We start from the raw sequence: 24,948 nt of genomic DNA on the forward strand, positions 1-24,948 counted from the left end.
GCCTTTGTTTTTGCTGTTTTGTGGCTTAGCGAGCGCGCTTTGCTAGGTGCTCGGTGTCTACAATCAGCACGGACTTGCCCTCAAGGCGAATCCAGTTGCGGTGTGCGAAGGTAGCCAGAGCCTTGTTGACGGTTTCGCGGCTAGCGCCAACTAGCTGGGCGATCTCTTCTTGGGTGAGGTCGTGGTTCACTCGCAGGGCACCGCCTTCTTGGGTGCCAAAGCGGTTAGCCAGCTGCAGGAGGGTCTTGGCCACGCGACCGGGAACGTCGGTGAAGATGAGGTCTGCGAGGGAGTTGTTGGTGCGGCGCAGGCGACGAGCCAACACGCGCAGCAGCTGCTCGGAGATCTCTGGGTGCTCAGCGATCCACTGGCGCAGCATCTCGGAGTTCATGGTTGCTGCGTGAACTTCGGTCACACAAACGGCGGAGGAGGTGCGTGGGCCTGGGTCGAAGATGGAGAGCTCGCCGAACATGTCGGAGGGGCCCATCACGGTGAGCAGGTTCTCGCGGCCGTCCATGGAGTGACGGGCCAGCTTAACCTTGCCGGAGGTGATGATGTAGAGGCGGTCACCAGGCTCGCCTTCTTCGAAGATCGTTGCACCGCGTGGGAAGCGGACGCTTTCCAGCTCCTCGATCAGATTGTTTACGGCAATGGGATCTACGCCTTGAAAAATGCCAGCGCGGGACAGGATATCCTGTACACCTTCCACGTCAATACTCCTCTGATAAGCCGCCTAGCAGCCTCTCCAGTCTGGTAGCTAACGCGGCGCCTAGCTGAGTCTCAACCCTTTGGGTAGAAACGGAGAGATTTGTGGGTTGTGACTCATTCGGTTGTTTCCTAGATCACCATACTATGTGTTGAGTCACTTTTGCACCTCCCAAGTTGAATTATCACACCCGGTGTGAAGTGGGGGGATTGCGGGGGTAAATCAAAAGCTATGAACTATGCGAAAGTTTGATGTGCATAGTTTTTGCGTGGCCATAGTTACCCCCGAACGTGCCGTTTCTATGATGTGTCCTATATTGCTTTTTCCGCACAATGCGATGGCCAACACATCTGCACGTGAGGCGGTGCCCAATCGGGCTACTTCTGAGGAGCTGGCTCCTGCGGCGACATGATCGCCTTTTTCAAACGATCCACCCACAATAAAAAGCTCCCAACACAAGCGGGACCACAACAACGAGCGCAAAAATCATAGGCATAGCCTAGCGCACTACCAACTCACGTTAAGGTAGAGGGCATGAGTAGACCTGACCTTGCCCAGCAGCCCACCGCACTGGCGGTCAAGCGTCGCGCACGCGCTATCAATCGGGAACTGGCCAAAGCATATCCCGACGCCCACTGTGAGCTGGACTTTAATAACCCACTTGAACTCACCGTCGCCACGGTGCTCAGCGCCCAATGTACCGACGTACGCGTCAACCAAGTCACCCCAGCATTATTTGCCAAGTATCCCACCGCAGAAGCCTATGCGAGTGCCAACGAAGTCGAGCTACAAGAAATAATCCGCCCCACCGGTTTTTATAAAGCAAAAGCAGCGCATTTGATCGGCATCGGACAAAAACTAGTCACAGACTTTGGCGGCGAGATCCCCCGTGACCTAGAAAGCCTCGTCAGCTTGCCAGGGGTGGGGCGAAAAACCGCCCATGTAGTGCGCGGTAACGCCTTTGATATCCCTGGGTTGACCGTCGATACGCATTTTGGGCGCCTTGTGCGACGACTCGGCCTGACTACCCAAACAGACCCCGTCAAAGTGGAACGTGAGATAGCCGATCTGATCGAGAAAAAAGAATGGACCATGTTTTCGCACCGGATCATCTTCCATGGACGTCGCGTATGCCACTCTCGTACCGCTGCATGTGGGGCGTGCTTCCTTGCGCCGCGCTGCCCCAGCTACGGGGAGGTAGGACCCACAGATCTGCTGCGTGCAGAATCTTTAGTCACCGGTGACAATCGCGAACACCTACTTCAGATGGCAGGTATTAAGAATGCGTAAAACGATGTTGATTTCTGCTGGCGTATTTGTGGCCGTCTTTGCCGTGCTGATCAGCCTGATAGTGGGAAAGCATGACGACCCCGCTACTGAAAGCGTTATCGCGGACGCTCAACAGATAGCAACGCGCCCCGACTGCGATGTGACCCTAGTCGCAGGAGTGCAGCTCGATTGCCTTGGCGGGTACTCTGGTGCGTCGACAGTGGATCCAAGCATAACCGTGGTCAATGTGTGGGCTTGGTGGTGCGAACCGTGCCGTGCTGAACTGCCACTCTTTGATACCTTGGCGCACCAGCATCCCGAACTGCGCGTGATCGGCGTGCATGCCGACACCAAAGCTGCCAACGGCGCTGCGCTGCTCAACGACCTCGGCGTTAATATGCCCTCCCTGCAAGACAACCACAATGCATTTGCTGGGGCCTTGGGCCTGCCAAACGTCGTTCCCATCACCGTTGTCCTCAACGCCGACGGCTCCCTCAACTCCTTCATCCCGCGCGCATTCAACTCCTACGAAGACTTAGAAGCCGCAGTGATGAGCAAGGTTCAAGCGGCATGACCCTAGATTTTCCGCAGCCAGATGTCCCAGGGCGCAACACGGACCTGCGGCCCGAATACGCGCCACGATGGCTGGCGCCCCTCGTAAACGACGTTACCAACGGTGTTATCTGCGATCGACTACGCCGCGTTCTTGCCCCGCCGCAACGCACCGAAACCACCAAACAAGCAGCTGTACTCATGCTGCTCGCAGGAGATCCCCTCGCACACACCTTGCCTGACGACGCCACCGTGCTTCTCACGCATCGCTCACCGACGATGCGATCGCACTCTGGCCAAATTGCGTTCCCCGGTGGCCGGATGGACCCCGTCGACCGCAATGTGGTCGATTGTGCGTTGCGGGAAGCGTGGGAGGAAACCGGTGTGGACCGCATGAGCGTGACACCTCTGGTCACTTTTCCCATGCTGCATATCCGCGCTACCGGATACCCAGTGCACCCCGTGCTGGGCTATTGGCACACGCCGAGTCGCGTTGGGGTGGTAAGTCCCAACGAAGCCGACTCGGTTGCCGCAATCCCCATCGCGGAATTGGTTGATCCCAGAAACCGACTCACAGTGGAATTTGACCGTTGGTCTGGACCGGCGTTTCGGATCAACGACTTTATTATTTGGGGTTTTACCGGTGGACTCTTAGACGCAATGCTCTACCAAGCGGGATGGGAACAGCCGTGGGAGTCGCACAAGCACTACGATCTATACGACACCCTTGCTCGTTCCCGGAACAACGAGCGTTTGACGTAATGCAGGAAGGCACGACACGACAGTGACACCCGGAATGACAGTCGACGCTGCCATCGTGATCGCGTTAGTGATCGCAATTTTTACCGGCTGGCGGCAAGGCGCGGTATCCTCAGTGCTTTCAACCCTTGGCGTTGTAGCAGGGCTTATCTGTGGCGCGGCAACAGCGCCCTTTGTGATGGGGCTGACCGAGCATGTTGCCCTGCGGTTCTTGCTGGCCCTAGGCACTATGATTTTGCTTGTTGGCGTGGGCAACCTCGTCGGTGGAATTTTAGGCGCCCAACTTCGGGATCATTTCTTGTGGAAGAAATCCATGTGGATAGATTCCGCCATTGGGTCCGTGTTCCAGGCCCTAGCTACGCTGTTGGTGGCATGGCTGGTATCAATTCCGCTGGCCACAGGGCTAAGCGGTGGCCTATCGCAGGGGATTAAAAACTCTGAGATCTTAGGGTTCGTCGACCACGGTGCACCTTCGCAGTTGTCTGCTCTGCCGTCGAAAATCTCGGCAATGCTCAACGAGAGCGGCCTGCCGCCACTGGTGTCGCCGTTTATGGAAAAGCAGCACTCCAGCCAAGTGGAAGCACCCGCTATCAAGGTGTCGGACACCGCGCTGGTAGAACGCCTGCGGCCCTCGGTGATCCACGTGCTGGGCGAATCAGAAGAATGCAGCCGACGCCTGATGGGATCTGGATTTGTTGTTGATGCCACCCACGTGATGACCAACGCTCACGTGGTAGCCGGAACCGAGCGCGTCAGCCTCGACACCGTGGTGGGCATGGTCGATGCCACCGTGGTTTATTACAACCCACAGCTCGACATAGCTGTGCTCGAAGCAGAGGGGCTCAACCTGCCCGCACTACAGTGGGCGCCCGAACCTGCAGAAACAGGCGCAGACGCTATCGTGATGGGCTTCCCAGAATCCGGCCCCTTTGAGGCAGCACCGGCGCGTATCAGCGACCGCATTATCATCGCAGGCCCCGACATCTACGCCAACGGCCGCGTGGAGCGCGAATCCTATACCGCACGCGGCAGCATCCGCCAAGGCAACTCCGGTGGCCCGATGGTGGATACCGAAGGCAATGTCATCGGTGTGGTTTTCGGCGCTTCCGTCGACGCCACAGATATTGGCTATGCCCTCACCGCCAAAGAAGTGCTCAATATGGTGGGCGATACCAGTGCGCTGCACACCTCCGTGACCACGCAGCAGTGCGTGGTGAACTAAAGAAATTTGAGCACCTGGGCAACAAAAGCTGCTGGGTCTTCTAGATGCGGACGCATTCGCGTGCTGGGGATACTGAACGTGTCAAAGTCCCCAGTGCAGCGTGATGCTGCACGTCGTGCGAGGTAGCGGGCGTAGGGGGAGGCGTCGACAAGCACCCGTGTAGGGGCTGTGACGCGCTGCGATGCCCACTTCAGCGGCGGCACATTGACCACATAACGCGAGGTTTTGGCCACCGCGGGGAAGGTGGAGTCAATGGACATGGCGAGGCGGCGTAGCGCTAGTGTGTCTGCGAATTCGGGGCTTGTTTGGAAGCTTAACGACGTCCACCGCCGTAGGTCGCGCTCAACCCACGTATCCTTCAGCCGCCACAGGCGCTTACTGAGGACTCGGGGGAGTCGAAACATTGTGGTCATGCTGACCGGATAGGTAAAAAGCCACGGTCTGTCGATGATGGCGCGGCGGATATCAAGGGGGTGAATCGCTCCCATGGTGGTCAACGAGGCAACGTGGCGCGGGTAGTTCGCCGCAAGCAGCCACGCAATCGCGGCACCGGAACCGCAGGCGATCACATGCGCGGACTCGTGGCCCAAAGTACGGATCGAGCCGGCGATGTCGCCGGTTGCGAGGTAGTGATCGTAGCCCGTAGGCGGCTTGTCGGAGAGGCCGTAGCCACGGAAATCAATGGCGGCAACATGAAAACCCGCCGCCGCAAGGGGGGCGAGGCATTCTTTGAAATCAAACCAGCCGCCGAAAGAATCGTGGAGTAACACGATCAGGGGGTTGGCGGGGTCGCCAGCAGTTGCCGCATGCAGGCGCACGCCACGGGTATGGAGCATGATATGGCTAAATGGCCCGTCGAGTTCCACAACGTGTGGCGAGATCGGCGCTGGTGGAACCTCGGGGGAGTGGTTGCTGCGCTTAAAAAACGCCGCCATATCGGGGTGGCTCCTTCTAAATAACATAACAACGCCCCGAAAACGGAGGCGTTGTTAGATCAATGAGCGTGGGGCTTTAACTGTGCACTAGCTGTAGAGGCCGCGGTTGCTTGCCTCGAGCTTTGCCTGAGCCTTACCTGGGACAAGCTTTTTCAGCTCGTTAACGGAGTTGATCGTCTCCTTTGGCTTGCTGATCTTCTTGACCTTCTTAAAACCAACCAGCGCAAGCACGCCGGCGAGAACCAACATGAACAGGAACACGATCAAGAAAGCAGCCCAGCGTTCCATCCACGAGTTGAGTAGCTCGGCGAGGAAGAAGAAAAAGAAGAAAGAGCTGTACAAAGCGATGGTGCCGGCAACGCCGAACATGCCGCCGCCGATCACACCCTTTTTAGCCTCAACGGCAAGCTCGGTCTTAGCGAGCTCGACCTCCGCGCGGAACAAGGAGGACATTTGCGCGGTGGCATCGCTAACCAAGGATCCGATGGATCCCTTGTTGGTGGCATCTACATCGGTCAGCGGAATTGCGTTGACCTTCGCCTCGAACGCGTCATTGCCCTCGGTGAAAAAGCCCTTGTCGTTGCTCACGGGTCGGTCCCTCCAGATCATTGATTTAAAACAGTTATCCCCAATGTTGCCACGAATTTGCGCCGAGGGTGAATTTTGTGGGCTAATTGTTGCCGTTTTGTAGTCTTAGCGAGGATCATGGGCAGCTATGAATGGTTTGCTCGACCGAGAAGACATCCGCACCCTGCTTACCGAAGCCGAGTCGGCAATCGCTGCTGTACACCGTCGACCAGTAAGTTTGCGTCGAAGCGACCTCACCAGTGCTGAAGGTGTGCTCAGAGGAGCGCGTAGCAGCGCTCAGTTAACGCCACAGATCAGTGAGCAACACCATATCAGCGCCTACAGCGTGCTAGCCCCCGACCTTATCGAGCGAAGCGCCACCACATTCGTGCGCGCGCCGTTACAGTTGCTCGCGCGTATCGACGTCCTCAGCGGTGGCACCGGAAGGCCAGAACAGGGAAGTGTTGCATTGCAATCTTTAGCGGGATTTATTGCAGCGCGGCCGCATGCGGGGCTTGGCCCAGCCGTGGTCCACGGTGAAATCCTTGCCCATGCCCCCTTTGGGCCGCGCTCTGCGATTGTCGCTCGGGTGGCTTCCCGAGTTCTTGCCTATGGTCTGGGTTTTGATCCGCGTGGGCTCTGCGTTCCCGAGCCCTACCTGCGTAGGCACCACGACGATTATCAAAGGTGCGCTGACCACTGGGCTGACAGTGCCGATGCAGCCGCAGACTTTGTCGCTTTACATCTGCGTGCCTGGATAGCGGGTGCGGCTGAGGCAGAATCTATCGCTGCGGCCGTGTAGGGATTTTAAGCCTGTGGGGCGCTGGAGTTGCGTTTATTCCACCACATCACAGAGCCAACCACGGCTGCTACGCCAGCTGCTACGCCGGTGGATATTTGGAGATCACGTTTAGTGGGTTTGTTAAAAAGGGCTACCGGATTTTTAAACGTATGGATTTCCCAATCGCGATCAATGGCAACTTTTTTGAGGGCACGATCAGGATTGACGGCTCGTGGGTTGCCCACTGCCTCAAGCATGGGGAGGTCGGTGATGGAATCGGAGTAGGCGAAGCTGTGGTCCAGTTGATAGCCGCGCTTGTCGGTGAGATCAAGGATTGCTTGTGCTTTCGCAGCCCCTTTGCAATAGAACGGGACTTCGCCGGTGAATTTGCCATCTACAACGGTCAGTTCTGTTGCAACTACTTGATCGACACCTAGCTCTGCGGCGATTGCCTCTACGAGGATCCGGGCAGACGCAGAGATGATTACTACGTCGTGACCGGCTTCTTGATGCATGTGGATGAGGTCGCGAGCTTCGGCATAGATGGCGGGGGCGACAACGCTGTGGAGAGTGTCGCTGGCGATCTCGCGTACTTGTTCTTCGTTCCAGCCGGTGATGAGATGGGCGAGCTGGTTTTTGGTGTGATCCATTTGTTCGCTGGAGTAGCCAGAAAACATGTAGGTTGCTTTGGCCATGGACATCTGGAGGGCCTCGGCGGGGGTAATGAGCCCCGAGTGCATGAACTCCCGCCCGTAGGCCAACGCGGAGGACGTGGCAATGATGGTTTTATCAAGATCGAAGAAGGCCGCGATGCGGGGCTGGTGGGTATCCAGCTTGGGTGCATTCATAAAGGTCAGGGCCTCCTTGGGGTTGCTGCGTCCAGTGTTTGTGGCCACCAGTGTATGCGCTGTTGTGTCAGGGCGGTAGGTGGGGTTTCGTTGCGTGCGCTCACAGGCTGTGCGGGGGTGGCTTGGGGCCACCCGTGAGGAAGTGAAAAATCGAGGATTGCTCATTTTGCTGGTCTATGTCATAATATGTGTGCAAGGCCCCGATATACAGTGTGGCCTGCCCCGGTCCGCCCCCCTGTGGCCGGGTGGCGGTTCGCGCACACCCCCCCCGAGCGCGAACCGCCCTTAATTGTTTTATGGGTGTTATTTCCCCAAAATACCCGGCGCCTTCTGACTGTATTGATCGATGGGTGGAAGTTATCCACAGGAATGCCTATTTTGTGATCCAAATCACCTGTTGGCGGTGGGTTATTCACAGGCTTACCTGAGGCGTTCTGCGCGCTGGTGTGAGAAGCCGGCACACTGCGAGGCATGAACACACCACACCCCAGCGCACCTGTCCTCGTTGCAGTAGCCAACCCCACCATTCACCCAGAAGCGCTCCACATCGTGGCCGCTACCGGACGCGAATGCATAGACACCACGGATCCACGCGAGATTAGTCGCTATGCTCACCGCGTGGCAGCGGTGCTTGTCGACGCCACCACCGCGCCGCACATGACTAGCCTGCCGGCAGATACGCGCGTTATGTACCTCGAAGCAGAACCTGGCCCTATCGACTATGAGAAGGCCATGAAAAGCGGCGCGGAGTTGGCTGTTATCGTGCCGGCTCAATCCCCAGAACTTTTAAAAGCATTAGGCAGGCGGGATGTTGCGCCGCGTGCTGGGAAATATCCAGTGATTGCCGTGATTGGGGCGGCGGGAGGTGCGGGGACGTCGACACTGTGTGCGGCTCTGGCAGTCGATTACCGTGAGGCTCTGCTGATTGATACCGAGCATTTTTCTGGTGGCATTGATCTGTTGCTGGGTAAAGAAGACGATCCGGGTATTCGCTGGGATGACGTGCCCGATAGTGGCGAGAAAGTCCCTGCCTCGGAATTGCTAGCCTCATTGCCCTGTGTGGAGCCCAATATCCGAATCCTAGCCGCTACGCGCGATAGCGTGACGCGAGTAGCGGAGCAACAGTTGCGCGGCGTTGTGGAAAGCGTTCGCGGAACATGCCCCATCATTATCGACGTGCAGCGCCACCATGTGCTGCTCGAATCGTGTGTCGATCTGGCAGATCTTGTGGTGTTGCTCGTGCCGGCTGAAATCCGTTCCGTGGCCGCTGCGGCGCAATTGGTGCCGTGGTTGCGACGTCGCAAAGTAGACGTGGTAGGCGTGCTGCGAGAGCGAGCCTGGTCGAGCGTGGACCGCGACGAAGTAACCCGCGTTACCGGCGCAGACATCGTTGTGACGATCCCGACCATCAAGGGGCTGCCGCGCGAGGTGGAACTTGGCGGAATGGCCACAATACCGCGGGCGTTACGACGCCCCCTCGCAGAACTTAGGAGCCACATCGATGGGTGACCAGCGGCAACGTATTGCAGAAGAAGTACAACGCTACGTGGCGGAGCATCCCGATGCGGCAGCGGGAACCTCGTTGGCGCAGGTGGTGAGGCGTTATGCAGGCGGTGTGATCGGTGATGTGGAGGTCCTCGAGATCTTGCGGCAGATCCGCCACGATTCCGTTGGTGTTGGCCCGCTGGAGCATGTGTTAGCGATTCCAGGGGTGACCGACATCGTGGTCAACGGTACACACGGGGTGTGGTTTGATCGCGGCCGTGGCTTGGAACAAGCGGCACCATGTTTTGATGATGAGGGGGAAGTCATGCGACTGGCAACGCGCCTACTTGTGGCGTCTGGGAATCGTTTAGATAGTGCGCAATGTTACTCCGATGGTCGTATTACGCGTGACGACGGCAGTAGTCTTCGCGTCCACGCCGTTCTTTCGCCACCATCAGAATCGGGGCCACTGATTTCTATTCGCGTGCTGCGTCAAGCGGATGTGAGTATGGCGGATCTTATGTCGCATAATACTTTTACAGCGGAGGTGGCGCAGATTCTAGAAAATCTCGTGCGCGAACGACGCCCGTTGCTGATCGTGGGTGGAACCGGCAGCGGGAAAACCACATTGCTCAGCGCATTACTGGCCACCGTGGCCCACGACCAACGCATTATCTGTATCGAAGACACCCCGGAGTTGCAGCCGGTGCATCCCCACGTGGTCAAGCTGATCTCGAGGTCTAGTAACACCGAAGGCCGTGGTCACATCACTATGACTGACCTGCTGCGTCAAGCGCTGCGCATGCGTCCAGACCGCATTGTTGTTGGCGAGATTCGCGGCGCAGAAGTGGTAGACCTGCTGGCGGCGCTGAATACTGGCCATGATGGTTGCGCAGGTACTTTGCATGCCAACTCCTTACGGGAGGTTCCCGCACGTTTGGAAGCCCTAGCTGCCGTGGGTGGATTGGATAGAAACGCACTGCATTCGCAGCTTGCCGCGGCACGCCCTGTGGTGATCGTTATGCGGTCGACACCGCAGGGGCGGCGGCTGCATCAAATCGGGGAACTTGCCGGAACTCCCGTAACTCCGCACGTGATCTGGGAGGAAGCATGAGTGTGTCTTTAGTGTTATGTGCGTTGGCCTGTGGTGTTCCTAGCGTGCACTGGAAACCAATTGTGCGCAATAAAATAGTGGGTCTTGCGGCTCTCGTGTTGCTTCCTATCATGTTGGTGATCTGGGAGCCGGTTCTGATCGCAGCAGTCCTGATCGCGGCAACGGCAACACGAACCGTAATAGGAATCCGTGCCAATCGCGCACTGCGAACCACCCAAGAAGCGCTCAGCAGCGCACTCGGTATCATCGCCGGTGATCTACGCTGCGGGCTCAGCACCTGGGATGCGCTAGCACGGGTAGCCCAAGAACCCACAGCGCATGCACCTCTTGCTGCCGCGTGTGCTGCTGCTGCTCGACGTGCACGCGCTGGCGGATCAGCCGCCGACGTTCTAGCCGACTACTCTCACAGCATTGCGGGTCTCCAGCGGGTCGCTAGGGTATGGAAGCTATCAGAAACCCACGGTATTAGCGTGGTGCCCCTTGTAGAACAGCTCCACAATGAAATTGATGACCGCCTGCGGCACCGAGATCGCACCAAAGCAGCACTTCAAGGAGCGCAAGCAACCGCAATTTTGCTGAGCCTCCTGCCACTTTTTGGGCTAGGAATGGGCATCGGCCTAGGCGCACCCGTCCTAGAATTCTTACTCAACAACGGCATAGGCCAAACCCTGCTCATCGTCGGAACGGCACTGCAATGTGCAGGGCTGCTCTGGTCGCAAGCCTTAATCAAGGCGGTGGGATAATGCTATCGCTTAGCGCATTCATCCTCGCAGCAGCAATTTTCCTCACCACCCCGCCACCGCGGATGAGCACCGACACCAAGCTGGCACTGCCATCGTGGCTATCGGCACTTATGGCCTACAACCAGCGACTACGCACCCGTTGTGATTATCACGCTGCCGCAGAACAACTCGACATCTTCGTTGCCACATCGCGAGCAGGATTATCCCTTGCCCAAGCATGCGCGGCAGTGGCAGCAACCACAAGCTCTGCGGCAGACGCAGAACCATGGCGACAGGTAGCAGCCATGGCTTTCTTAGGAGTGCCCGTGTCGCGGGCATGTACACCATTAGCAAACACCGAGGGGCTCGTAGCAGTCGTCGCGGTCATGCGAGCAGCAGATGCGTCGGGAGCATCGATCGCTGCCGGCTGTGAACGAATTGCTCGATCCCTGCGCGACCATGCACTCGACACCTACACCGCCCAAGCGGAACGCACTGGAGTGCTTATCGCCCTACCACTCACGCTGTGCTTTCTGCCCGCATTCTTCCTCCTAGGTCTCGCCCCAGTAGCGATCAGCCTAGGCATGGACATCCTCTAAAAAACACCGAAAGGAACCCCATCATGTTGACCACCATTGTGACCCGTTTTCGCCTTCTCACCAGCGACGATAGTGGTATGACTACCATCGAATACGCATTAGGGGCAGTGGCGGCTACCGCCCTTGCCGGCGCACTATACCTCGTCGCTTCCAGTGGGGCAGTTGCCGATGCGCTGGAAGGTATTATCACCAATGCACTCAACAACGCGCCGGGTAAATGAGCACCCTAGAAGCCGCCATCGCAGGGGCTAGCGTTATTGTTCTCACCGCCCTCATGAGTACAGGCATCGTCACGATAGCAGCCCAGATCTCTGCTATCGACCAAGCAAACGCCGCTGCCCGCGCCCATGCCATCGGAGTACCATACATACCCTCGCGAGGCCACATAGACGTCGATACCACCGGCGACATGGTCACCGTGTACGCCCATGTGGGCTCCCCGCTGGGAATACGTAGCGCCGAGGCGAGTTTTCCCAAAGAGATGATGCCATGAACCTGCTAGACAACGACCATGGCAACGCTACCGTCGTGGGTGCAGGCGCAGCACTGTTTCTGAGCGCAATGTTCTTTGCAATCGTTGCGCTTGCAACCCGCACAGTAGACACGCACCAAGCCCAGCTAGCAGCAGACATGACAGCCGTGGCCGCAGCATGGTCGCATGCCCAAGGCCACGACGCATGTGCGCAAGCGCGAGTCGTAGCTGCAGCTCATCACGCAGAACTAGCCGAGTGCACAATCGATGGCGAGGACGTGGAACTCACCACGTCCGTGCGGGAGCAACGCGCAACCGCACGAGCTGGGCCTATCAGGGAGTAACACCCAACATCGTGCACATAGCCCCCAGTAGTGCAATGGCACCCTCCTTGCTCAACGGATCATTGCCATTGCCACACTTGGGTGATTGCACGCACGATGGGCACCCCGACTCGCACTGGCAGGAACGGATGGCCTCAAACGTGGTGGCAATCCACTCGGAGAAGCGCTCGTACCCGCAGTCGGCAAACCCTGCACCCCCTGGGTGACCGTCGTACACGAACACCGTGGGCAGGCCAGTATCGGGATGCTCCGCGGTTGACACCCCACCAATATCCCATCGGTCACAGGTGGCAATAAGCGGCAACAAACCGATCGCCGCATGTTCGGCGGCGTGCAGCGCACCAGGAACGTCGGTAATGCCCAAGGAATCCAACACAAGCGGATCGATGGTGTACGCCACCGCACGAGTAACCAATGTTTGCGGCGGCATCTGCAGCGGCACCATTGCCAGCACAGACCCATCAGACGCCTTCATGGTGTAACCCACCACGCGGTCGGTGACCTCCACCACCAGGTTGGATACCCACAGGCCAGGAGCTGGATTACACACCTTAACCACCTCACCCACGATGCGAATATCAGTGGTGGAACGCGCAAACGTCTGATAATCCGGCTGATCCGGAACCGCCAACGCCACTTGGTCATCAAGCTCTTCGATAACAAAAGTCTCGCCTTGGTGTAGATATACCGCGCCGGGATGGACTTGGGAGGCCGCACGTGCACTGTCAATGGTGCCAAGGAGGCGGCCATCGCTACGGTCCACGATGGCAACATGGTGACCGCTGCCGCGCAGGCTAACCAAGGAATGGGCAGGGGGCTGGCCTGGTTGTTCTACTGCAAACCACCCGGTGGGACGGTGGCGCAGGTAGCCGTCGTGAGCTAACTGCTGGGCTACCTCACGTGCGTTTAATGCGTCGATCTCGGCTTCTGTGAGCGGGGATTCTGCCGCAGCACAATACAGGTGACCACTTAAAATGTGTGGGTTGTGGGGGTCGAACACGATCTTTTCCATCGGTCGACCCAACAAAGCTTCGGGGTGGTGAACAAGATAGGTGTCCATGGGGTCATCGCGGGCAACCAAGGTGACCAGCGAGCCTTGGCCACGTCTGCCGGCGCGACCTGCCTGCTGCCAAAAACTGGCAACGGTGCCTGGGTAGCCGGCGGTCACCACGGCGTCGAGGCCACCAACGTCAATGCCAAGCTCTAGAGCATTGGTGCTGGCCACGCCCAGCAGGGCGCCGTCGTCAAGCTTGCGTTCAAGAGCCCTACGATCCTCGGCGAGGTAGCCTGCGCGATACGCTGCGACTCGCGAAGCAAAGTCGTGTCGGCCATGGTAGGCGAGCTCTTCGGCGCAGCGCAGTGCCACCACCTCAGCCTGCCTGCGCGAGCGCACGAAGGTCAACGTGCGCGCACCTGCAGCGATGAGCGTGGCCATGATGCCCGCCGACTCCGTGGATGCGGCACGACGAATCGGAGCGCCGTTTTCGCCCTCTGCACCATCGACAAACCCCGGCTCCCACAGCATGACAGTGCGCGCCCCCGTGGGGGCACCGTCCTCGGTGACAGCCACGACGGGCTGGCCGATCAACGTACTGGCATGGGCTGCGGGATCGTTGCTGGTGGCCGACGCTAGCATGACTGTGGGAGTGCTGCCGTAGCGCGCGGCGAGGCGCAGGAGTCTGCGGATGACCAGTGCTACGGCAGCGCCGAAAACGCCACGGTAGGAGTGGCACTCGTCGATCACGATGAATCGAAGGTGTCGAAAGAATCTGGCCCATCGCTGATGGTTTGGCAAAATGCCTGTGTGCAGCATGTCGGGGTTGGAAAATACGAAACGGGATTGTTCGCGGATGCCGGCGCGGGCATCGGTGGGAGTGTCGCCGTCGTAAGGCGCAGGGTGAATCCCTGCGAGGGTATCCACGTTTCGCACAAGCGACATCACGTGGGCAAGCTGATCGGAGCCCAACGCCTTGGTGGGGGTGAGATACAGCGCGCATGCTTGGGGGTCTTGGCTCATGGCCGACAGGATCGGCAGCAGGTAGCTCAATGATTTTCCCGACGATGTACCAGTGGCAACCACAACATTGGTGCCGGTCCACGCTAGATCGGCTGCTTGGGCTTGGTGGGAATACAGCTGCGCGATGCCGCGACGTTCCAACTCCTGTTGTAGCTCAGGTGCTGTCCATGCAGGCCATGGCAGGTAGCGGGCGCTACGCGGCGGGATGTTTTCGATGTGCGTGCATGTGGAATTGGGGTAACGCTGTGCCACGGATTCGGCGAGTTCTTCGCCCAATTGGTACCCCATAAAGGGGCTATTACTGCTCATGTGTGACCTTTGCCTCGTCCATGCTGACCTGCAACAATCTACCAGTTGAAAAAAATCCCTGTTTTTGTTTGGAAAAACGTGACACACTTGGGTCTGGTCGCCGATCTTGGCAACGGGGCGAACCCCCAGCGCTAAGAGGCATTTTTACGAAGGTGATCTGCGGGTCTTTTTGCTATTAAGAAGCCTCGTCGTGTTTCCGAAGTGTGAGGATGAACGGCTCCCACTGCAATTCGGTATTCACCGATAGTTCTAGAAGTTAGGTTTTTGTTATGGCACAGGGAACTGTGAAGTGGTTCAACGCTGAAAAAGGTTTCGGCTTCATCGCTCCGGAGGACGGCTCCGCTGACGTCTTCGTCCACTACTCCGAGATCCAGGGCAACGGCTTCCGTACCCTCGAAGAGAACCAGAAGGTTGAGTTCGAGGTCGGCGAGGGTGCCAAGGGTCCTCAGGCACAGCAGGTTCACGCTATCTAATTAGCTCGTTCACGCTAGCTACAAGAGGTCTTAACGTCCAACATTGATGGGATGTTAGGGCCTTTTGTCATGTCTAGAGGAAAAGTCATTGTGTGCGCTAAGCTTATCTCTCACTGTCTGTTGAAAAACGAATCATATTCAATAGAAAAGAGCGCCCCTAGGAGAACACCATGGAAGCCCCGATAGTGAGTATGCGGGACGTAACCATCGAAACAACTGGTGGCGTCCGTCTTGTCCACGTCGACGAGCTCGACATCTTTCGTGGCGACACCATTGCAATCACCGGCCGTAACGGCTCTGGAAAAACCATGCTGCTACGTGCGTTATGTGGTGTGCATACAGCGGGCATTACCGTGCGGGGAAGCATTCAGCGTGCGCAGCGAGCAGCGTTGATTATGCAGGATTCCTTGGGATCTCTTAACCCGTTGATGCGCTGTGAAAAACAGGTGCGGTTGATGGCAGAGGATCCACACGCGGCTCGCCAGGCGTTAGCGGATTGCGGAATCACCTCTGAATTGGCGCGTCGTTATCCGCTGGAGCTTTCTGGTGGGCAGCGGCAGCGAGTGGCTATTGCAGGGGCGATTGCCTCTAACCCTAAGCTTTTGCTTGCCGACGAACCCACCTCCGCACTGGATCCTGTGGCAACGCTGGCGGTGGTTGACGCACTACGAGCTTTTCAGAGTGCCACAGGTGGCGCCGTGGCGATCTCAACACACTCGATGGGGGTGGCGCGTCGCCTAGGCAGCCGACGCTTCCATGTTGCCGACGGGAAGGTGACCCAACTATGAGCACATCCGCACTCGTCGAGTTTCACGGTGCCAGCGTGGCAGGACGCGTGACAAACCTGACTTTTAGCGTTCACACTGGTGACAAACTCGGCGTGATTGGTCCCTCCGGTGCTGGCAAAACCACACTGATCTCCCTGATTACGGGCATGCTCACCCCAGATTCTGGGTTGGTAGATATCCACGCCAACGTAGTCGGCTACATTCCGCAAGATCCAGGCTCATCACTGTGCCCGCGTATGACCGTCGCCGAATGTATCATCGAACCCCAAGTAATCCGGCTGCGCGGCCACGCCGATAAGGTCCGTGAGCTGCAGCGTTTGCAAGAAAGTATTCCTGCCATGCTCGCCGCGCTGGGGCTAGAACCAGAAATCGCGCAGCGCACACCTCGGCAGCTTTCTGGTGGGCAGCGGCAGCGAGTGGCTATCGCGCGGGCGCTGCTGGGAGAACCGGAACTGGTGGTCGCAGACGAGGCATTCTCAGCTCTCGACCACGACACCGCACGCCTCTTGCAGGATCTGCTGCTGGGGTCGTCGTCGACAGTAATTTTTGTCTCGCACAACGTCACCGCACTGCGTGCCACCTGCGATGACCTTCTCATCATGATGGACGGCACCGTGCGCTACCACGGTCCAGCCGACAACGTAGACACCACTGACCCCGAAGTGGCCGCATTTTTGATGGCAGCAAAGGAACTCACCCAGTGACCCGTGCCAAACTGCCCGTCCACATTACCTTCCTGCTGGTCACCCAAATGCTGTTTAACATTGGGTTTTACCTCGTTGTGCCATTCCTAGCCGTGCAACTATCCGAAAACCTAGGTGCCTCGGGCGCCATAGTGGGACTAGTGCTAGGGATCCGCACCTTTAGCCAACAGGGACTGTTCTTCTTCGGTGGCGGACTAGCAGACAAATTTGGCGCTGGCCCCATCCTGCTGATCGGCGTCGCCATTCGCGTGGTCGGGTTTCTCACCGTCGGACTAGCTCACACCGTGACCATAATGACCCTCGGCGTGGTTCTGATCGGTTTTGCCGCCGCGCTGTTCTCACCGGCCGTGGAATCCATCTTTGCCACCGAAGGCCACCGCCTAGAAAAACTTGGCGTGATTACTCGCGCACGTCTTTTTGCCCTCGACGAGGCTTACTCCCGCATGGGAACACTCACCGGCCCCGTGATTGGCGCGGTGCTTATTCCCCTCGGATTTGCCACCGTTTCTATCGCCGGCGCAGCTATCTTTGGCGGAATTTTTATCATGCATCTCGCACTCCAACGCAGATGGTCCGCCGCGGTACAGCCACAACGCACGCAAACCCCCAGCATGGTGGCGGTATGGGGTGAGGTGATTCGTAACAAAAAGTTCGTCGTCTTTGCCCTGCTGTATTCCACCTACCTGCTGGCCTACAACCAGCAATACTTGGCGCTACCGGTGGAGCTGCGCAGAGCTACCGGTTCCGACGAGGCGCTGGGGTGGTTCTTTGCCGTCTCGGCGGTGTTGGTGATCGCCTTGCAATCTCATGTGACGCGCTGGGCGGAACGCCAAGCAGCGACGGTGGCCCTTGGGGGTGGGTTCGGCCTCATGGCGGTGAGTTTTGCGGTGGTGGCGGGGGCGTCGACATGCCTTGAGCTGGAGGGATGGGGTGCCTACATACCGGCAGCCGTCATGATGGTCTTGCTGCATACCGGCATCATGATCGCCGTGCCGATCGCACGCGACCTCGTCGGCGATCTTGCAGAAAACAACAATCTTGGGTCCTATTACGGATTCCTCAACAGCTTCGGTGGGCTGGCGGTGCTCCTTGGCTCTCTAGCCGTGGGTGCGACCCTCGACCATGCCGAAACCACACAACCGATGGCCGCCATCCCGTGGCTCATCATGGTTGCAGTACTCGCTGTCTCCGCAGTGGGACTGGCACAACTGAAAGAAAAACAGAAAGTAGACATCACACAATGAAGAAAAAACTCGGCCTCGCAGTAGCAACCCTCGCCGTTGCTACCACCTTGAGCGGCTGCTTCACCGACGCTGGGCAAAGCAACGACGAAGCCCTGCGCGTGGCACTACAGTTCAATCCAGTTGCGGACTTCTCGCCGTACTCCGACGACGCCGTGCTTAACCTACGCATGGGAGCCGTGGAAACCCTTGTCACCCTGGATGAGAACGGCAAACTCAATCCTGTTCTCGCCGAGAAGTGGGAGATGAAAGACGACCACACCGCGGTGCTGACCCTACGTAAGGACGTGACCTTCCACGACGGCTCCAAACTCACCGGCGAGGTTGTGAAAAACGCCCTCGATCATGCGCTTTCTGCCGCAACTCGCCCGAAGGGGCTGGGTAAGGACGACCTGAAGGTCGAGGCTACCGGCGAGTCCGAGGTCACCATCACTGCCTCAGAAGCCGACCCGATCCTTGTGCAGCGCTTCACCGACCCAGGTGCTGCCATCTTGTCCAAGGATGCCTACGCTGGCGAAAACCCCGATCCGTTCAACCACGGCACCGGCCCCTTCAAGCTGGTAAAGAAGGAATCCGATGGTTCCGTTAGCGCCGAGGCATTTGCCGACTACTGGAACGGCACCCCAGAAACCAGCGCGTTGAAGGTGTCCTTCATCGAAGATGGTGCGGCTCGCGCCAACGCATTCCGCGCAGGAGACTTCGACGTGATCAAGGGCGTGCCAGTGGTTGCGTTGCCAGAGCTTTCCGACGCCCAGGTCACCGACGTTCACCTGCCGCGCGCAGTGTTGCTACACCTCAATGCCGAAAAGGGCGTATTTGCGGATGCCAAGCTGCGTACCGCAGTTGCTGGTGCTATCAAGACAGATGCGATCGTGGACAAGATCTATGAGGGCAAGGCCAACAAGGCCGAGGGCTCGCTGTTTAACCTTGATGCTCAGTGGGCTCAGAAGGCAAAGCCGCTTGCCGGCGCACCTGCGGATGCCGGCATTGGCAAGGGTAAGACCGTTCGCCTTGCCACCTGGGATTCTCGTGCTGAGCTACCCGAAACCGCTAACCTGATTGCTGACCAGCTGCGTGCTTTGGGCTTTAACGTGGACATCACGATCGCCGATTATGCACCCCTAGAAAACCGGCTTCTCGACGGCTCCTTCGACGCTGTGATCGGTTCCCGCAGCTACATGATCGGCGCCGGTGACCCCGTTGCCTTCCTCGACACCGACTTCACCTGTGAGGGCAGCTACAACTTGTCGCGCCTGTGCGACCCAGAGATCGACAAGAAGATCGCTGCAGCTAAGAGCGAGAAGAACCTTGATATACGTCTGAAAGATGCTGCAACAATCGGCGCAGACGTTGTAGCAACCGGCTCTGTGGTGCCACTCGCACATGAGCAGCTGCTCGTGGTGTCCAAAGACGTGGAAGGCCTTGCTGTCGACCCGATGGAACGTTCCCTGATCACCGAAAAGACTAAGAAGACCGCTAAGAAGTAAATGACCATGAGATCGCCTCGCACCCTCGCCACGGTTGCCATTGCGGTGGCAACCTACGTGCTCGCCTTGGTAGCCACCGCATTGTTGCCGTGGTTTACCGGCCGTGAACCCGCTTTTGCTGTTCTTCGAGCACGTGAGCGCGAGCGCGAGGCGACTCCTGAACTTCTCAACGCGATCCGCGAGCAATTTGATCTCCCACGCACTCCGTGGGAATCGGTGTCCCGCTGGTTTTCTGGAGTCGCTCGCGGTGACTTTGGCACCTCTTGGGTCAATCCAGCGCAAGGTGCGTGGTCCCAAGCCACGCACGGTTTGGGGATCACCGCTACGCTGACCTTTGTCTCCACTGTGCTGTGTCTGATCGTGGCGGTGCTCATTGTGGCACCGCGCATTGCGGGTGCTGCCCGAGGACGGCGTGGGGGAGTAGCAGCTCCACAACTTTTAGCAGCCCTTGCTGCGCTGCCGGACTTTGTGGTGGCTGTGATCCTGCTGTGGTTGTGTGCGCTGACGCTGCGCATTTTGCCGGTTGGCGGTTGGTCATCTCCCGCGCACATGGTGTTACCGTCTCTTGCGCTGGGAGTATGCGCAGGTGGTGTGTATGGCAGGGTGTTGTTGATCTCTGCGGATTCTGCGTCCCAAGAACCGTGGGTTGAGGCATGGCGCATTAATGGTGTTGCGCACAACCGGATCACCCGTGCTCTGTTATGGCGTAGTTTTGTGCCCACGATCCCGCTGCTCACGCTCTTTTTTGCTGGCACATTGGCTAGTACCGCAGCAGTAGAAGTGACCTTTAACATCCCAGGTTTTGGGCGCACTGTTGTCGATTCCGCCCTGAACTCGGATCTCCCGGTGCTCCAGGCGGCGGTGTTTGTGGTTTTGGTGGTGGGTGCGCTCAGCGGCGTTGTGTCCACCACGCTGCGCCGAGTCATTCTGCGCCGCCTCGAAGGCGATGTGGCGGGCGTATCGCTGAGTACCGGCACAACTGCTACCAGCGTTGTGTTTGACCGCGTCAGCCTTATTGTCGCGGCGATTCCGCTGATTGCCGTTGCAGCAGGCATGATCCGCAGCGCGGCGATCAATGCCGATGATCGCTTTGCTAGTTATTCGGCAGCTCATCCCTTGGGTGCCGACCAGCTGGGTCGTGACATCTGGGCGCGCCTTGCCGACGGCTTTAGCTACTCCATCGGCGTGGCCGTCCTCGTAACTGCCCTCTGTGCAGTTATCGGGCTGATTGCAGGGCATTTAGGCAGCTGGGTGCTCCACATTGGCGACGTTCTCAACGCCTTCCCAGCGGTCCTCCTTGGCCTTATCCTCGCCGGTGCCCTAGGGCCTTCCACCACCACTGCCGCGATCGCCGTGCTGATGGTGGGGTGGATCCCGCTGGCCTCCCACTGTGCGGCGGTTGTTCAAGAAGCCCGCGCTAGTGGCCACTATCGCTACGCTGCAACAATGGGCGCAAGCCGGTGGCATTTGCTTCGGCACCACGTGCTGCCATGGACCACCCTCGCTGTGGTTCGTCATGCGGTGGGGCGGATCGCTCACAACGCTATCTCCTTGGCTGCGCTGGGTTACCTTGGTGTGGGAGCAAGCGTTGGTAGCCCCGACTGGGGAGTGATCTTAGAAGAATCTACGCACTACCTAGAGCGTGCACCGTGGATGGCTATTGGTCCGATGTTGTGTCTGGTGGCGTTAGGGGTGGTGGCAGCCTTGGCCACGGACAGCGTGGGGCGTCGACAAGCGGTTGACGTGGCTTCTTAACCTCAAGGGGGATTGGTGGCGGTGGTGAGTTTTTCGTCTCGAACCACCCCACTTGAGTACCCGAGTTGGACAAATGTGCGTAGTAGACCCGTACTATAAGGAGCCAACTGCCTTATGCGTTTTTTAGTGAATTGAGGGTTTCTTCTTTTATGGCTGCTAAGACTGGGAACAAGCGTCTGGTCATCGTCGAGTCTGCGACGAAGGCCAAGAAGATCGCACCGTATCTTGGCGATGATTACATCGTCGAGGCATCGGTCGGTCATATCCGTGACCTTCCGCGGGGTGCCGCGGACGTTCCCGCTAAGTATAAAAAGGAGCCATGGGCACGTTTGGGCGTGAACACAGATAAGGGCTTCGAGCCGTTGTACGTGGTCAGCCCAGATAAAAAGAAGAAGGTGGCCGATCTTAAAGCCAAGCTCAAACTTGTCGACGAGCTCTTCCTAGCCACAGACCCCGACCGCGAGGGTGAGGCCATCGCCTGGCACCTGCTTGAAGTGCTCAAGCCAAAGGTGCCGGTCAAGCGCATGGTGTTTAACGAGATCACAAAGCCTGCGATTCTTGCAGCTGCGGAAAACACCCGCGAGCTAGACGAGAACCTCGTCGATGCCCAAGAAACGCGTCGTATCCTCGACCGTCTCTACGGCTACGAAGTTTCCCCAGTGCTGTGGAAGAAGGTCATGCCGCGCCTGTCCGCCGGGCGCGTGCAGTCGGTGGCCACTCGCGTGATCGTGGAGCGCGAGCGTGAGCGCATGGCGTTTATCTCCGCTGATTACTGGGACGTGGAGGCGGAGTTCGATACCGGCAAGCCTGCACAAGATAGCAACCCAACCTCCTTTACGGGCCGTTTGACGGCTTTGGACGGCAAGCGTGTGGCTACCGGCCGTGACTTCAACGACCGTGGCGAGCTCAAAGGCGACGCGGTGGTCGTCGACAAGCAGCGCGCTGAGGCCCTCGTCGAGGAGCTAACCGGTGTTGCGATGAGCGTGACCAAGGTAGAAGAAAAGCCTTATACGCGCCGCCCCTACGCGCCATTTATGACCTCAACCCTGCAGCAAGAGGCCGGCCGCAAGCTGCACTACACCTCCGAACGCACCATGCGTATCGCGCAGCGCCTATACGAAAACGGTCACATCACCTACATGCGTACCGACTCCACCACCTTGTCGGAACAAGGCCTCAAAGCCGCCCGTGAACAGGCAATTTCCCTGTACGGTGCCGACTATGTGGCAGACGCGCCACGGCGTTACGACCGCAAGGTGAAAAACTCCCAAGAAGCACACGAGGCGATCCGTCCTGCAGGTGAGCGATTCGCCACCCCAGGCGATCTCCACGGCCAGCTGGACGCGGAGGAGTTCAAGCTCTACGAGCTGATCTGGCAGCGCACCGTGGCCTCCCAGATGGCCGACGCGAAGGGCACCTCCATGAAGGTGACCATCACTGGTAACAACGCCGAATTCTCCGCAACGGGCCGCACCATCACCTTCCCAGGTTTCTTGCGTGCCTACGTGGAAGTCAGCACGCTTGCCGACGGCCGCAACGTCGCCGACAACGCCGAGCGCCATCTGCCGCGCCTGGCTGAAGGCGACGGCGTAGAAACCAAGAACCTTGAAGCCGACGGGCACTCCACCAACCCGCCAGCGCGCTACACCGAAGCAAGCTTGGTTAAGAAGATGGAAGATCTCGGCATTGGCCGCCCCTCAACGTATGCGTCGATCATCAAGACCATCCAAGACCGCGGCTATGTGTACTCCCGAGGCAACGCCCTCGTACCTAGCTGGGTAGCATTCGCCGTGATCGGCCTGCTGGAAAAGAGCTTTGCAGCCCTCGTCGACTACGACTTCACCTCCTCCATGGAAGATGAACTCGATGAAATCGCAGCCGGCCACGAAAACGGTGCCCACTGGCTCACCGGCTTCTACTTCGGCGACGCTGAAGCCTCCGACGCCAAAGCAGAGTCAATTGCCCGCCACGGTGGTCTGAAGGCACTCGTCGGCGATAACCTCGAACAAATCGACGCACGCCTCGTTAACTCGCTGCCACTGTTTAAAGACCAAGAAGGTCGCGACGTCAACGTACGTGTTGGCCGCTACGGCCCTTACCTCGAACGCCAGGTCGGCGTCAGTGAAGACGGCGAGCCGGAATATCAGCGCGCTAACCTCTCGGATTCCACCACCCCAGATGAGCTCACCCTCGAACTGGCGGAAAAGCTCTTTGCCACCCCACAGTCCGGCCGTGAGCTTGGACGCAACCCGAAGAACAACCGTATGATCGTGGCTAAGGAAGGCCGCTTTGGTCCCTACGTCACCGAGCTAGTCAACGACGACGAACGCACCGAAGTAGAAGCCAAGGCCGAAGAGATCGTCGCCGCCGAACGCGAGGCAGAAGATCTCCAGCGTGCAGCCGAGGGCAAGCGCGCAAAGAACTGGGGCACCAAGACTGCAGCGGCGCAAAAAGAAAAACGCATTGCGCAGATCATCGAGGAAACCCTTAAACCAGGTACCGCCTCGTTGTTCAAGACAATGGAGCCATCCTCCGTCACCCTTGAAGAAGCACTCCAGCTGCTGTCCCTGCCACGCGAAGTTGGCGTTGACCCCAGCGACAACGGAGTGATCACCGCCCAGAATGGTCGCTACGGCCCATACCTGAAGAAGGGCAGCGACTCGCGTTCCCTTGCGAGCGAGGACCAGATCTTTAGCATCACCCTCGACGAGGCACGCCGCATCTACGCGGAGCCAAAGCGCCGCGGTCGTGGAACAACCTCACAGTCGGTGATCAAACAACTCGGCGACAACGACGTCTCCGGCAAGCCCATGTCGGTTCGCGACGGCCGCTTCGGCCCCTACGTCACCGACGGCACCACCAATGCGTCGCTACGCCGTGGCGACGACCCCACGCAGCTCACCGAAGCACGCGCCAATGAGCTCCTCTCCGAGCGCCGCGCCAAAGAAGCTGCCGACGGTGGCTCATCGAAGAAAGCGACGAAAAAGGCCTCGAAGAAGACCACCAAGCGCGTGGTCAAAGCGGGTGCTCGCAAGAAGAAATAACGAGCATTCGGCGGCTAAACACACCCCACAACAGTGGAGTAACACACCCCGCCCACACCACTGAACCCAGAACATCAGTGGGGTAATGCACGCCCTGGGTCATCACCACGGCTGCAACGGCAACGATCCCAAGGACAACACCAGCAGCGGCAACACTACGCCACAGCTGGTGTTGTGCCGTTTTCGCAATAAGATACAACGTGATCACCGAAGCAGTCACAAACGCCGTATGCCCACTGGGATACGACCAATCAGCAGGCGTGGCCTCCGGCGGGAAACGCAGCAACGCATGATCCGGCCGCGGGCGATGGAACAGCACCTTCATCACAACCACCGGCACCCAAGTCAGTGCCACCGTCAACGCATAGCACACACCCAGCCACGCGTTACGACGCACTGCGGCAACCAACGCTGCAATAAACATAGTGGTGAACAATGAAAAACGCGGCTGGAGCCCCGCATAGAGGAACCCCACCACCGAGCCCACCGCACCTTCCTTGTGAGCGTTGAAAGCTGCGGTGATGTGGGCGTCGTAAGTAAAACCACTCACCGCCACGCCGAGGATAAGGACAAACGCTAAGCCACAAGCTGCAGTCAATCGATTCATGGGAACCCATTGTGCTCTAGTGGGATTCGGTGCTAGTAATCGGGGTGGGATTTTTGGGTCCACGATCCCGCGACCTCGAACTCAAGAACACAAAAACCCAAGGACGAGCGGTGCGGCGGGTTTTGGGCGACCATGGGTTTTCGAAGTC

At 58.4% G+C, this 24,948-nt stretch carries 25 protein-coding genes and 1 pseudogene; 19 read left to right on the forward strand and 7 right to left on the reverse strand.

Going from position 1 to position 24,948, the window contains the following annotated elements; translation table 11 throughout:
• Positions 1 to 25: 25 nt before the first annotated feature.
• Both glxR and CIP100161_RS12480 read right to left on the reverse strand, forming a co-directional pair.
• Positions 26 to 709, reverse strand: a complete 684-nt coding sequence (glxR, locus tag CIP100161_RS01535; protein WP_155871369.1) for a CRP-like cAMP-activated global transcriptional regulator GlxR — start codon at positions 707 to 709, stop codon at positions 26 to 28.
• A 418-nt stretch (positions 710 to 1,127) separates the two neighbouring features.
• A complete protein-coding gene (locus CIP100161_RS12480) occupies positions 1,128 to 1,202 on the reverse strand; it encodes a 4Fe-4S binding protein (RefSeq protein WP_390884946.1) in 75 nt (24 codons plus the stop codon).
• 38 nt (positions 1,203 to 1,240) lie between these two features.
• Here CIP100161_RS12480 and nth point away from each other — a divergent pair, with 38 nt between their 5' ends.
• Genes nth through CIP100161_RS01560 form a run of 4 tightly spaced genes read left to right on the forward strand, consistent with a single transcriptional unit; the run spans position 1,241 to position 4,508 of the window.
• Positions 1,241 to 1,996 (forward strand): endonuclease III, encoded by a 756-nt coding sequence (nth, locus tag CIP100161_RS01545; protein ID WP_155871371.1) that lies wholly within the window; start codon positions 1,241 to 1,243, stop codon positions 1,994 to 1,996.
• Positions 1,989 to 2,549: a TlpA disulfide reductase family protein gene (locus CIP100161_RS01550; protein ID WP_155871373.1), complete on the forward strand. Its 561-nt coding sequence runs from the start codon at positions 1,989 to 1,991 to the stop codon at positions 2,547 to 2,549. Before nth ends, CIP100161_RS01550 begins: the two co-directional genes overlap by 8 nt.
• Positions 2,546 to 3,289, forward strand: coding sequence for an NUDIX hydrolase (locus tag CIP100161_RS01555; RefSeq protein WP_155871375.1), 744 nt, complete (start codon positions 2,546 to 2,548; stop codon positions 3,287 to 3,289). Before CIP100161_RS01550 ends, CIP100161_RS01555 begins: the two co-directional genes overlap by 4 nt.
• A 34-nt stretch (positions 3,290 to 3,323) precedes the next feature.
• On the forward strand, positions 3,324 to 4,508 hold the full coding sequence (locus CIP100161_RS01560) for a MarP family serine protease (protein WP_155871377.1): 1,185 nt from the start codon (positions 3,324 to 3,326) through the stop codon (positions 4,506 to 4,508).
• Here the strand turns inward: CIP100161_RS01560 and CIP100161_RS01565 are convergent.
• Positions 4,505 to 5,443, reverse strand: a complete 939-nt coding sequence (locus CIP100161_RS01565; protein WP_155871379.1) for an alpha/beta fold hydrolase — start codon at positions 5,441 to 5,443, stop codon at positions 4,505 to 4,507. The two genes, CIP100161_RS01560 and CIP100161_RS01565, sit on opposite strands and share 4 nt — an antisense overlap.
• A gap of 87 nt (positions 5,444 to 5,530) precedes the next feature.
• A complete protein-coding gene (locus tag CIP100161_RS01570; protein ID WP_155871381.1) occupies positions 5,531 to 6,031 on the reverse strand; it encodes a phage holin family protein in 501 nt (166 codons plus the stop codon).
• A 127-nt stretch (positions 6,032 to 6,158) separates the two neighbouring features.
• Between CIP100161_RS01570 and CIP100161_RS01575 the strand changes: the two genes are divergently transcribed.
• Positions 6,159 to 6,812 (forward strand): hypothetical protein, encoded by a 654-nt coding sequence (locus tag CIP100161_RS01575; protein WP_155871383.1) that lies wholly within the window; start codon positions 6,159 to 6,161, stop codon positions 6,810 to 6,812.
• Here the strand turns inward: CIP100161_RS01575 and CIP100161_RS01580 are convergent.
• Positions 6,750 to 7,639, reverse strand: a pseudogene (locus CIP100161_RS01580) (HAD family hydrolase). The gene CIP100161_RS01575 and the pseudogene CIP100161_RS01580 sit on opposite strands and share 63 nt — an antisense overlap.
• 471 nt (positions 7,640 to 8,110) lie before the next feature.
• Between CIP100161_RS01580 and ssd the strand changes: the two are divergent.
• From ssd to CIP100161_RS01615, 7 genes are read left to right on the forward strand one after another with little or no spacing between them, the layout of a single operon-like run.
• Positions 8,111 to 9,148 carry a septum site-determining protein Ssd gene (ssd, locus tag CIP100161_RS01585; protein ID WP_155871385.1) on the forward strand — a complete coding sequence of 346 codons (1,038 nt, stop codon included), beginning with the start codon at positions 8,111 to 8,113 and terminating at the stop codon, positions 9,146 to 9,148.
• Positions 9,141 to 10,238 carry a TadA family conjugal transfer-associated ATPase gene (locus CIP100161_RS01590; RefSeq protein WP_155871387.1) on the forward strand — a complete coding sequence of 366 codons (1,098 nt, stop codon included), beginning with the start codon at positions 9,141 to 9,143 and terminating at the stop codon, positions 10,236 to 10,238. The genes ssd and CIP100161_RS01590 overlap by 8 nt, the downstream gene beginning before the upstream one ends.
• On the forward strand, positions 10,235 to 10,981 hold the full coding sequence (locus CIP100161_RS01595) for a type II secretion system F family protein (RefSeq protein WP_155871389.1): 747 nt from the start codon (positions 10,235 to 10,237) through the stop codon (positions 10,979 to 10,981). Before CIP100161_RS01590 ends, CIP100161_RS01595 begins: the two co-directional genes overlap by 4 nt.
• Entirely contained in the window at positions 10,981 to 11,559 is a 579-nt protein-coding gene (locus CIP100161_RS01600) for a type II secretion system F family protein (protein WP_155871391.1), read from the forward strand. Before CIP100161_RS01595 ends, CIP100161_RS01600 begins: the two co-directional genes overlap by 1 nt.
• Positions 11,560 to 11,582: 23 nt before the next feature.
• The gene (locus CIP100161_RS01605) at positions 11,583 to 11,780 is read left to right on the forward strand and encodes a DUF4244 domain-containing protein (protein ID WP_155871393.1); all 198 of its coding nucleotides are present in this window, start codon (positions 11,583 to 11,585) and stop codon (positions 11,778 to 11,780) included.
• The gene (locus CIP100161_RS01610) at positions 11,777 to 12,052 is read left to right on the forward strand and encodes a hypothetical protein (RefSeq protein WP_155871395.1); all 276 of its coding nucleotides are present in this window, start codon (positions 11,777 to 11,779) and stop codon (positions 12,050 to 12,052) included. The genes CIP100161_RS01605 and CIP100161_RS01610 overlap by 4 nt, the downstream gene beginning before the upstream one ends.
• Positions 12,049 to 12,375: an Rv3654c family TadE-like protein gene (locus CIP100161_RS01615; RefSeq protein ID WP_155871397.1), complete on the forward strand. Its 327-nt coding sequence runs from the start codon at positions 12,049 to 12,051 to the stop codon at positions 12,373 to 12,375. Before CIP100161_RS01610 ends, CIP100161_RS01615 begins: the two co-directional genes overlap by 4 nt.
• On the opposite strand, the gene CIP100161_RS01620 is transcribed toward CIP100161_RS01615, so the two are convergent.
• Positions 12,365 to 14,701 (reverse strand): DEAD/DEAH box helicase, encoded by a 2,337-nt coding sequence (locus CIP100161_RS01620; protein WP_155871399.1) that lies wholly within the window; start codon positions 14,699 to 14,701, stop codon positions 12,365 to 12,367. The genes CIP100161_RS01615 and CIP100161_RS01620 overlap by 11 nt on opposite strands.
• A gap of 269 nt (positions 14,702 to 14,970) precedes the next feature.
• Here CIP100161_RS01620 and cspE point away from each other — a divergent pair, with 269 nt between their 5' ends.
• The 7 genes from cspE (at position 14,971) to topA (ending at position 24,193) form a co-directional block, all read left to right on the forward strand.
• Positions 14,971 to 15,174, forward strand: a complete 204-nt coding sequence (cspE, locus tag CIP100161_RS01625; protein ID WP_155871401.1) for a transcription antiterminator/RNA stability regulator CspE — start codon at positions 14,971 to 14,973, stop codon at positions 15,172 to 15,174.
• Positions 15,175 to 15,344: 170 nt separating this feature from the next.
• Positions 15,345 to 15,962 (forward strand): ATP-binding cassette domain-containing protein, encoded by a 618-nt coding sequence (locus tag CIP100161_RS01630; protein ID WP_155871403.1) that lies wholly within the window; start codon positions 15,345 to 15,347, stop codon positions 15,960 to 15,962.
• Positions 15,959 to 16,666, forward strand: a complete 708-nt coding sequence (locus CIP100161_RS01635) for an ATP-binding cassette domain-containing protein (protein WP_155871405.1) — start codon at positions 15,959 to 15,961, stop codon at positions 16,664 to 16,666. The genes CIP100161_RS01630 and CIP100161_RS01635 overlap by 4 nt, the downstream gene beginning before the upstream one ends.
• Positions 16,663 to 17,910: an MFS transporter gene (locus CIP100161_RS01640; protein ID WP_155871407.1), complete on the forward strand. Its 1,248-nt coding sequence runs from the start codon at positions 16,663 to 16,665 to the stop codon at positions 17,908 to 17,910. The genes CIP100161_RS01635 and CIP100161_RS01640 overlap by 4 nt, the downstream gene beginning before the upstream one ends.
• Positions 17,907 to 19,394 (forward strand): ABC transporter substrate-binding protein, encoded by a 1,488-nt coding sequence (locus CIP100161_RS01645; RefSeq protein ID WP_155871409.1) that lies wholly within the window; start codon positions 17,907 to 17,909, stop codon positions 19,392 to 19,394. Before CIP100161_RS01640 ends, CIP100161_RS01645 begins: the two co-directional genes overlap by 4 nt.
• The gene (locus tag CIP100161_RS01650) at positions 19,395 to 21,149 is read left to right on the forward strand and encodes an ABC transporter permease subunit (RefSeq protein WP_155871411.1); all 1,755 of its coding nucleotides are present in this window, start codon (positions 19,395 to 19,397) and stop codon (positions 21,147 to 21,149) included.
• A gap of 149 nt (positions 21,150 to 21,298) precedes the next feature.
• Entirely contained in the window at positions 21,299 to 24,193 is a 2,895-nt protein-coding gene (topA, locus tag CIP100161_RS01655; protein WP_155871413.1) for a type I DNA topoisomerase, read from the forward strand.
• Here topA and CIP100161_RS01660 read toward each other — a convergent pair.
• Positions 24,165 to 24,800 (reverse strand): phosphatase PAP2 family protein, encoded by a 636-nt coding sequence (locus CIP100161_RS01660; protein WP_232053042.1) that lies wholly within the window; start codon positions 24,798 to 24,800, stop codon positions 24,165 to 24,167. The genes topA and CIP100161_RS01660 overlap by 29 nt on opposite strands.
• Positions 24,801 to 24,948 lie beyond the last annotated feature (148 nt).

It is taken from the genome of Corynebacterium rouxii (genome assembly GCF_902702935.1).
Lineage (GTDB): Bacteria > Actinomycetota > Actinomycetes > Mycobacteriales > Mycobacteriaceae > Corynebacterium > Corynebacterium rouxii.

Excerpts from the sequence above, each read along its gene's own strand:
- nth (WP_155871371.1), top strand. The coding sequence starts at position 1,241 with ATGAGTAGACCTGACCTTGCCCAGCAGCCCACCGCACTGGCGGTCAAG.
- CIP100161_RS01550 (WP_155871373.1), top strand. The coding sequence starts at position 1,989 with ATGCGTAAAACGATGTTGATTTCTGCTGGCGTATTTGTGGCCGTCTTT.
- CIP100161_RS01555 (WP_155871375.1), top strand. The coding sequence starts at position 2,546 with ATGACCCTAGATTTTCCGCAGCCAGATGTCCCAGGGCGCAACACGGAC.
- CIP100161_RS01560 (WP_155871377.1), top strand. The coding sequence starts at position 3,324 with ATGACAGTCGACGCTGCCATCGTGATCGCGTTAGTGATCGCAATTTTT.
- CIP100161_RS01565 (WP_155871379.1), bottom strand. The coding sequence starts at position 5,443 with ATGGCGGCGTTTTTTAAGCGCAGCAACCACTCCCCCGAGGTTCCACCA.
- CIP100161_RS01575 (WP_155871383.1), top strand. The coding sequence starts at position 6,159 with ATGAATGGTTTGCTCGACCGAGAAGACATCCGCACCCTGCTTACCGAA.
- ssd (WP_155871385.1), top strand. The coding sequence starts at position 8,111 with ATGAACACACCACACCCCAGCGCACCTGTCCTCGTTGCAGTAGCCAAC.
- CIP100161_RS01590 (WP_155871387.1), top strand. The coding sequence starts at position 9,141 with ATGGGTGACCAGCGGCAACGTATTGCAGAAGAAGTACAACGCTACGTG.
- CIP100161_RS01595 (WP_155871389.1), top strand. The coding sequence starts at position 10,235 with ATGAGTGTGTCTTTAGTGTTATGTGCGTTGGCCTGTGGTGTTCCTAGC.
- CIP100161_RS01600 (WP_155871391.1), top strand. The coding sequence starts at position 10,981 with ATGCTATCGCTTAGCGCATTCATCCTCGCAGCAGCAATTTTCCTCACC.
- CIP100161_RS01605 (WP_155871393.1), top strand. The coding sequence starts at position 11,583 with ATGTTGACCACCATTGTGACCCGTTTTCGCCTTCTCACCAGCGACGAT.
- CIP100161_RS01610 (WP_155871395.1), top strand. The coding sequence starts at position 11,777 with ATGAGCACCCTAGAAGCCGCCATCGCAGGGGCTAGCGTTATTGTTCTC.
- CIP100161_RS01615 (WP_155871397.1), top strand. The coding sequence starts at position 12,049 with ATGAACCTGCTAGACAACGACCATGGCAACGCTACCGTCGTGGGTGCA.
- CIP100161_RS01620 (WP_155871399.1), bottom strand. The coding sequence starts at position 14,701 with ATGAGCAGTAATAGCCCCTTTATGGGGTACCAATTGGGCGAAGAACTC.
- cspE (WP_155871401.1), top strand. The coding sequence starts at position 14,971 with ATGGCACAGGGAACTGTGAAGTGGTTCAACGCTGAAAAAGGTTTCGGC.
- CIP100161_RS01630 (WP_155871403.1), top strand. The coding sequence starts at position 15,345 with ATGGAAGCCCCGATAGTGAGTATGCGGGACGTAACCATCGAAACAACT.
- CIP100161_RS01635 (WP_155871405.1), top strand. The coding sequence starts at position 15,959 with ATGAGCACATCCGCACTCGTCGAGTTTCACGGTGCCAGCGTGGCAGGA.
- CIP100161_RS01645 (WP_155871409.1), top strand. The coding sequence starts at position 17,907 with ATGAAGAAAAAACTCGGCCTCGCAGTAGCAACCCTCGCCGTTGCTACC.
- CIP100161_RS01650 (WP_155871411.1), top strand. The coding sequence starts at position 19,395 with ATGACCATGAGATCGCCTCGCACCCTCGCCACGGTTGCCATTGCGGTG.
- topA (WP_155871413.1), top strand. The coding sequence starts at position 21,299 with ATGGCTGCTAAGACTGGGAACAAGCGTCTGGTCATCGTCGAGTCTGCG.
- CIP100161_RS01660 (WP_232053042.1), bottom strand. The coding sequence starts at position 24,800 with ATGAATCGATTGACTGCAGCTTGTGGCTTAGCGTTTGTCCTTATCCTC.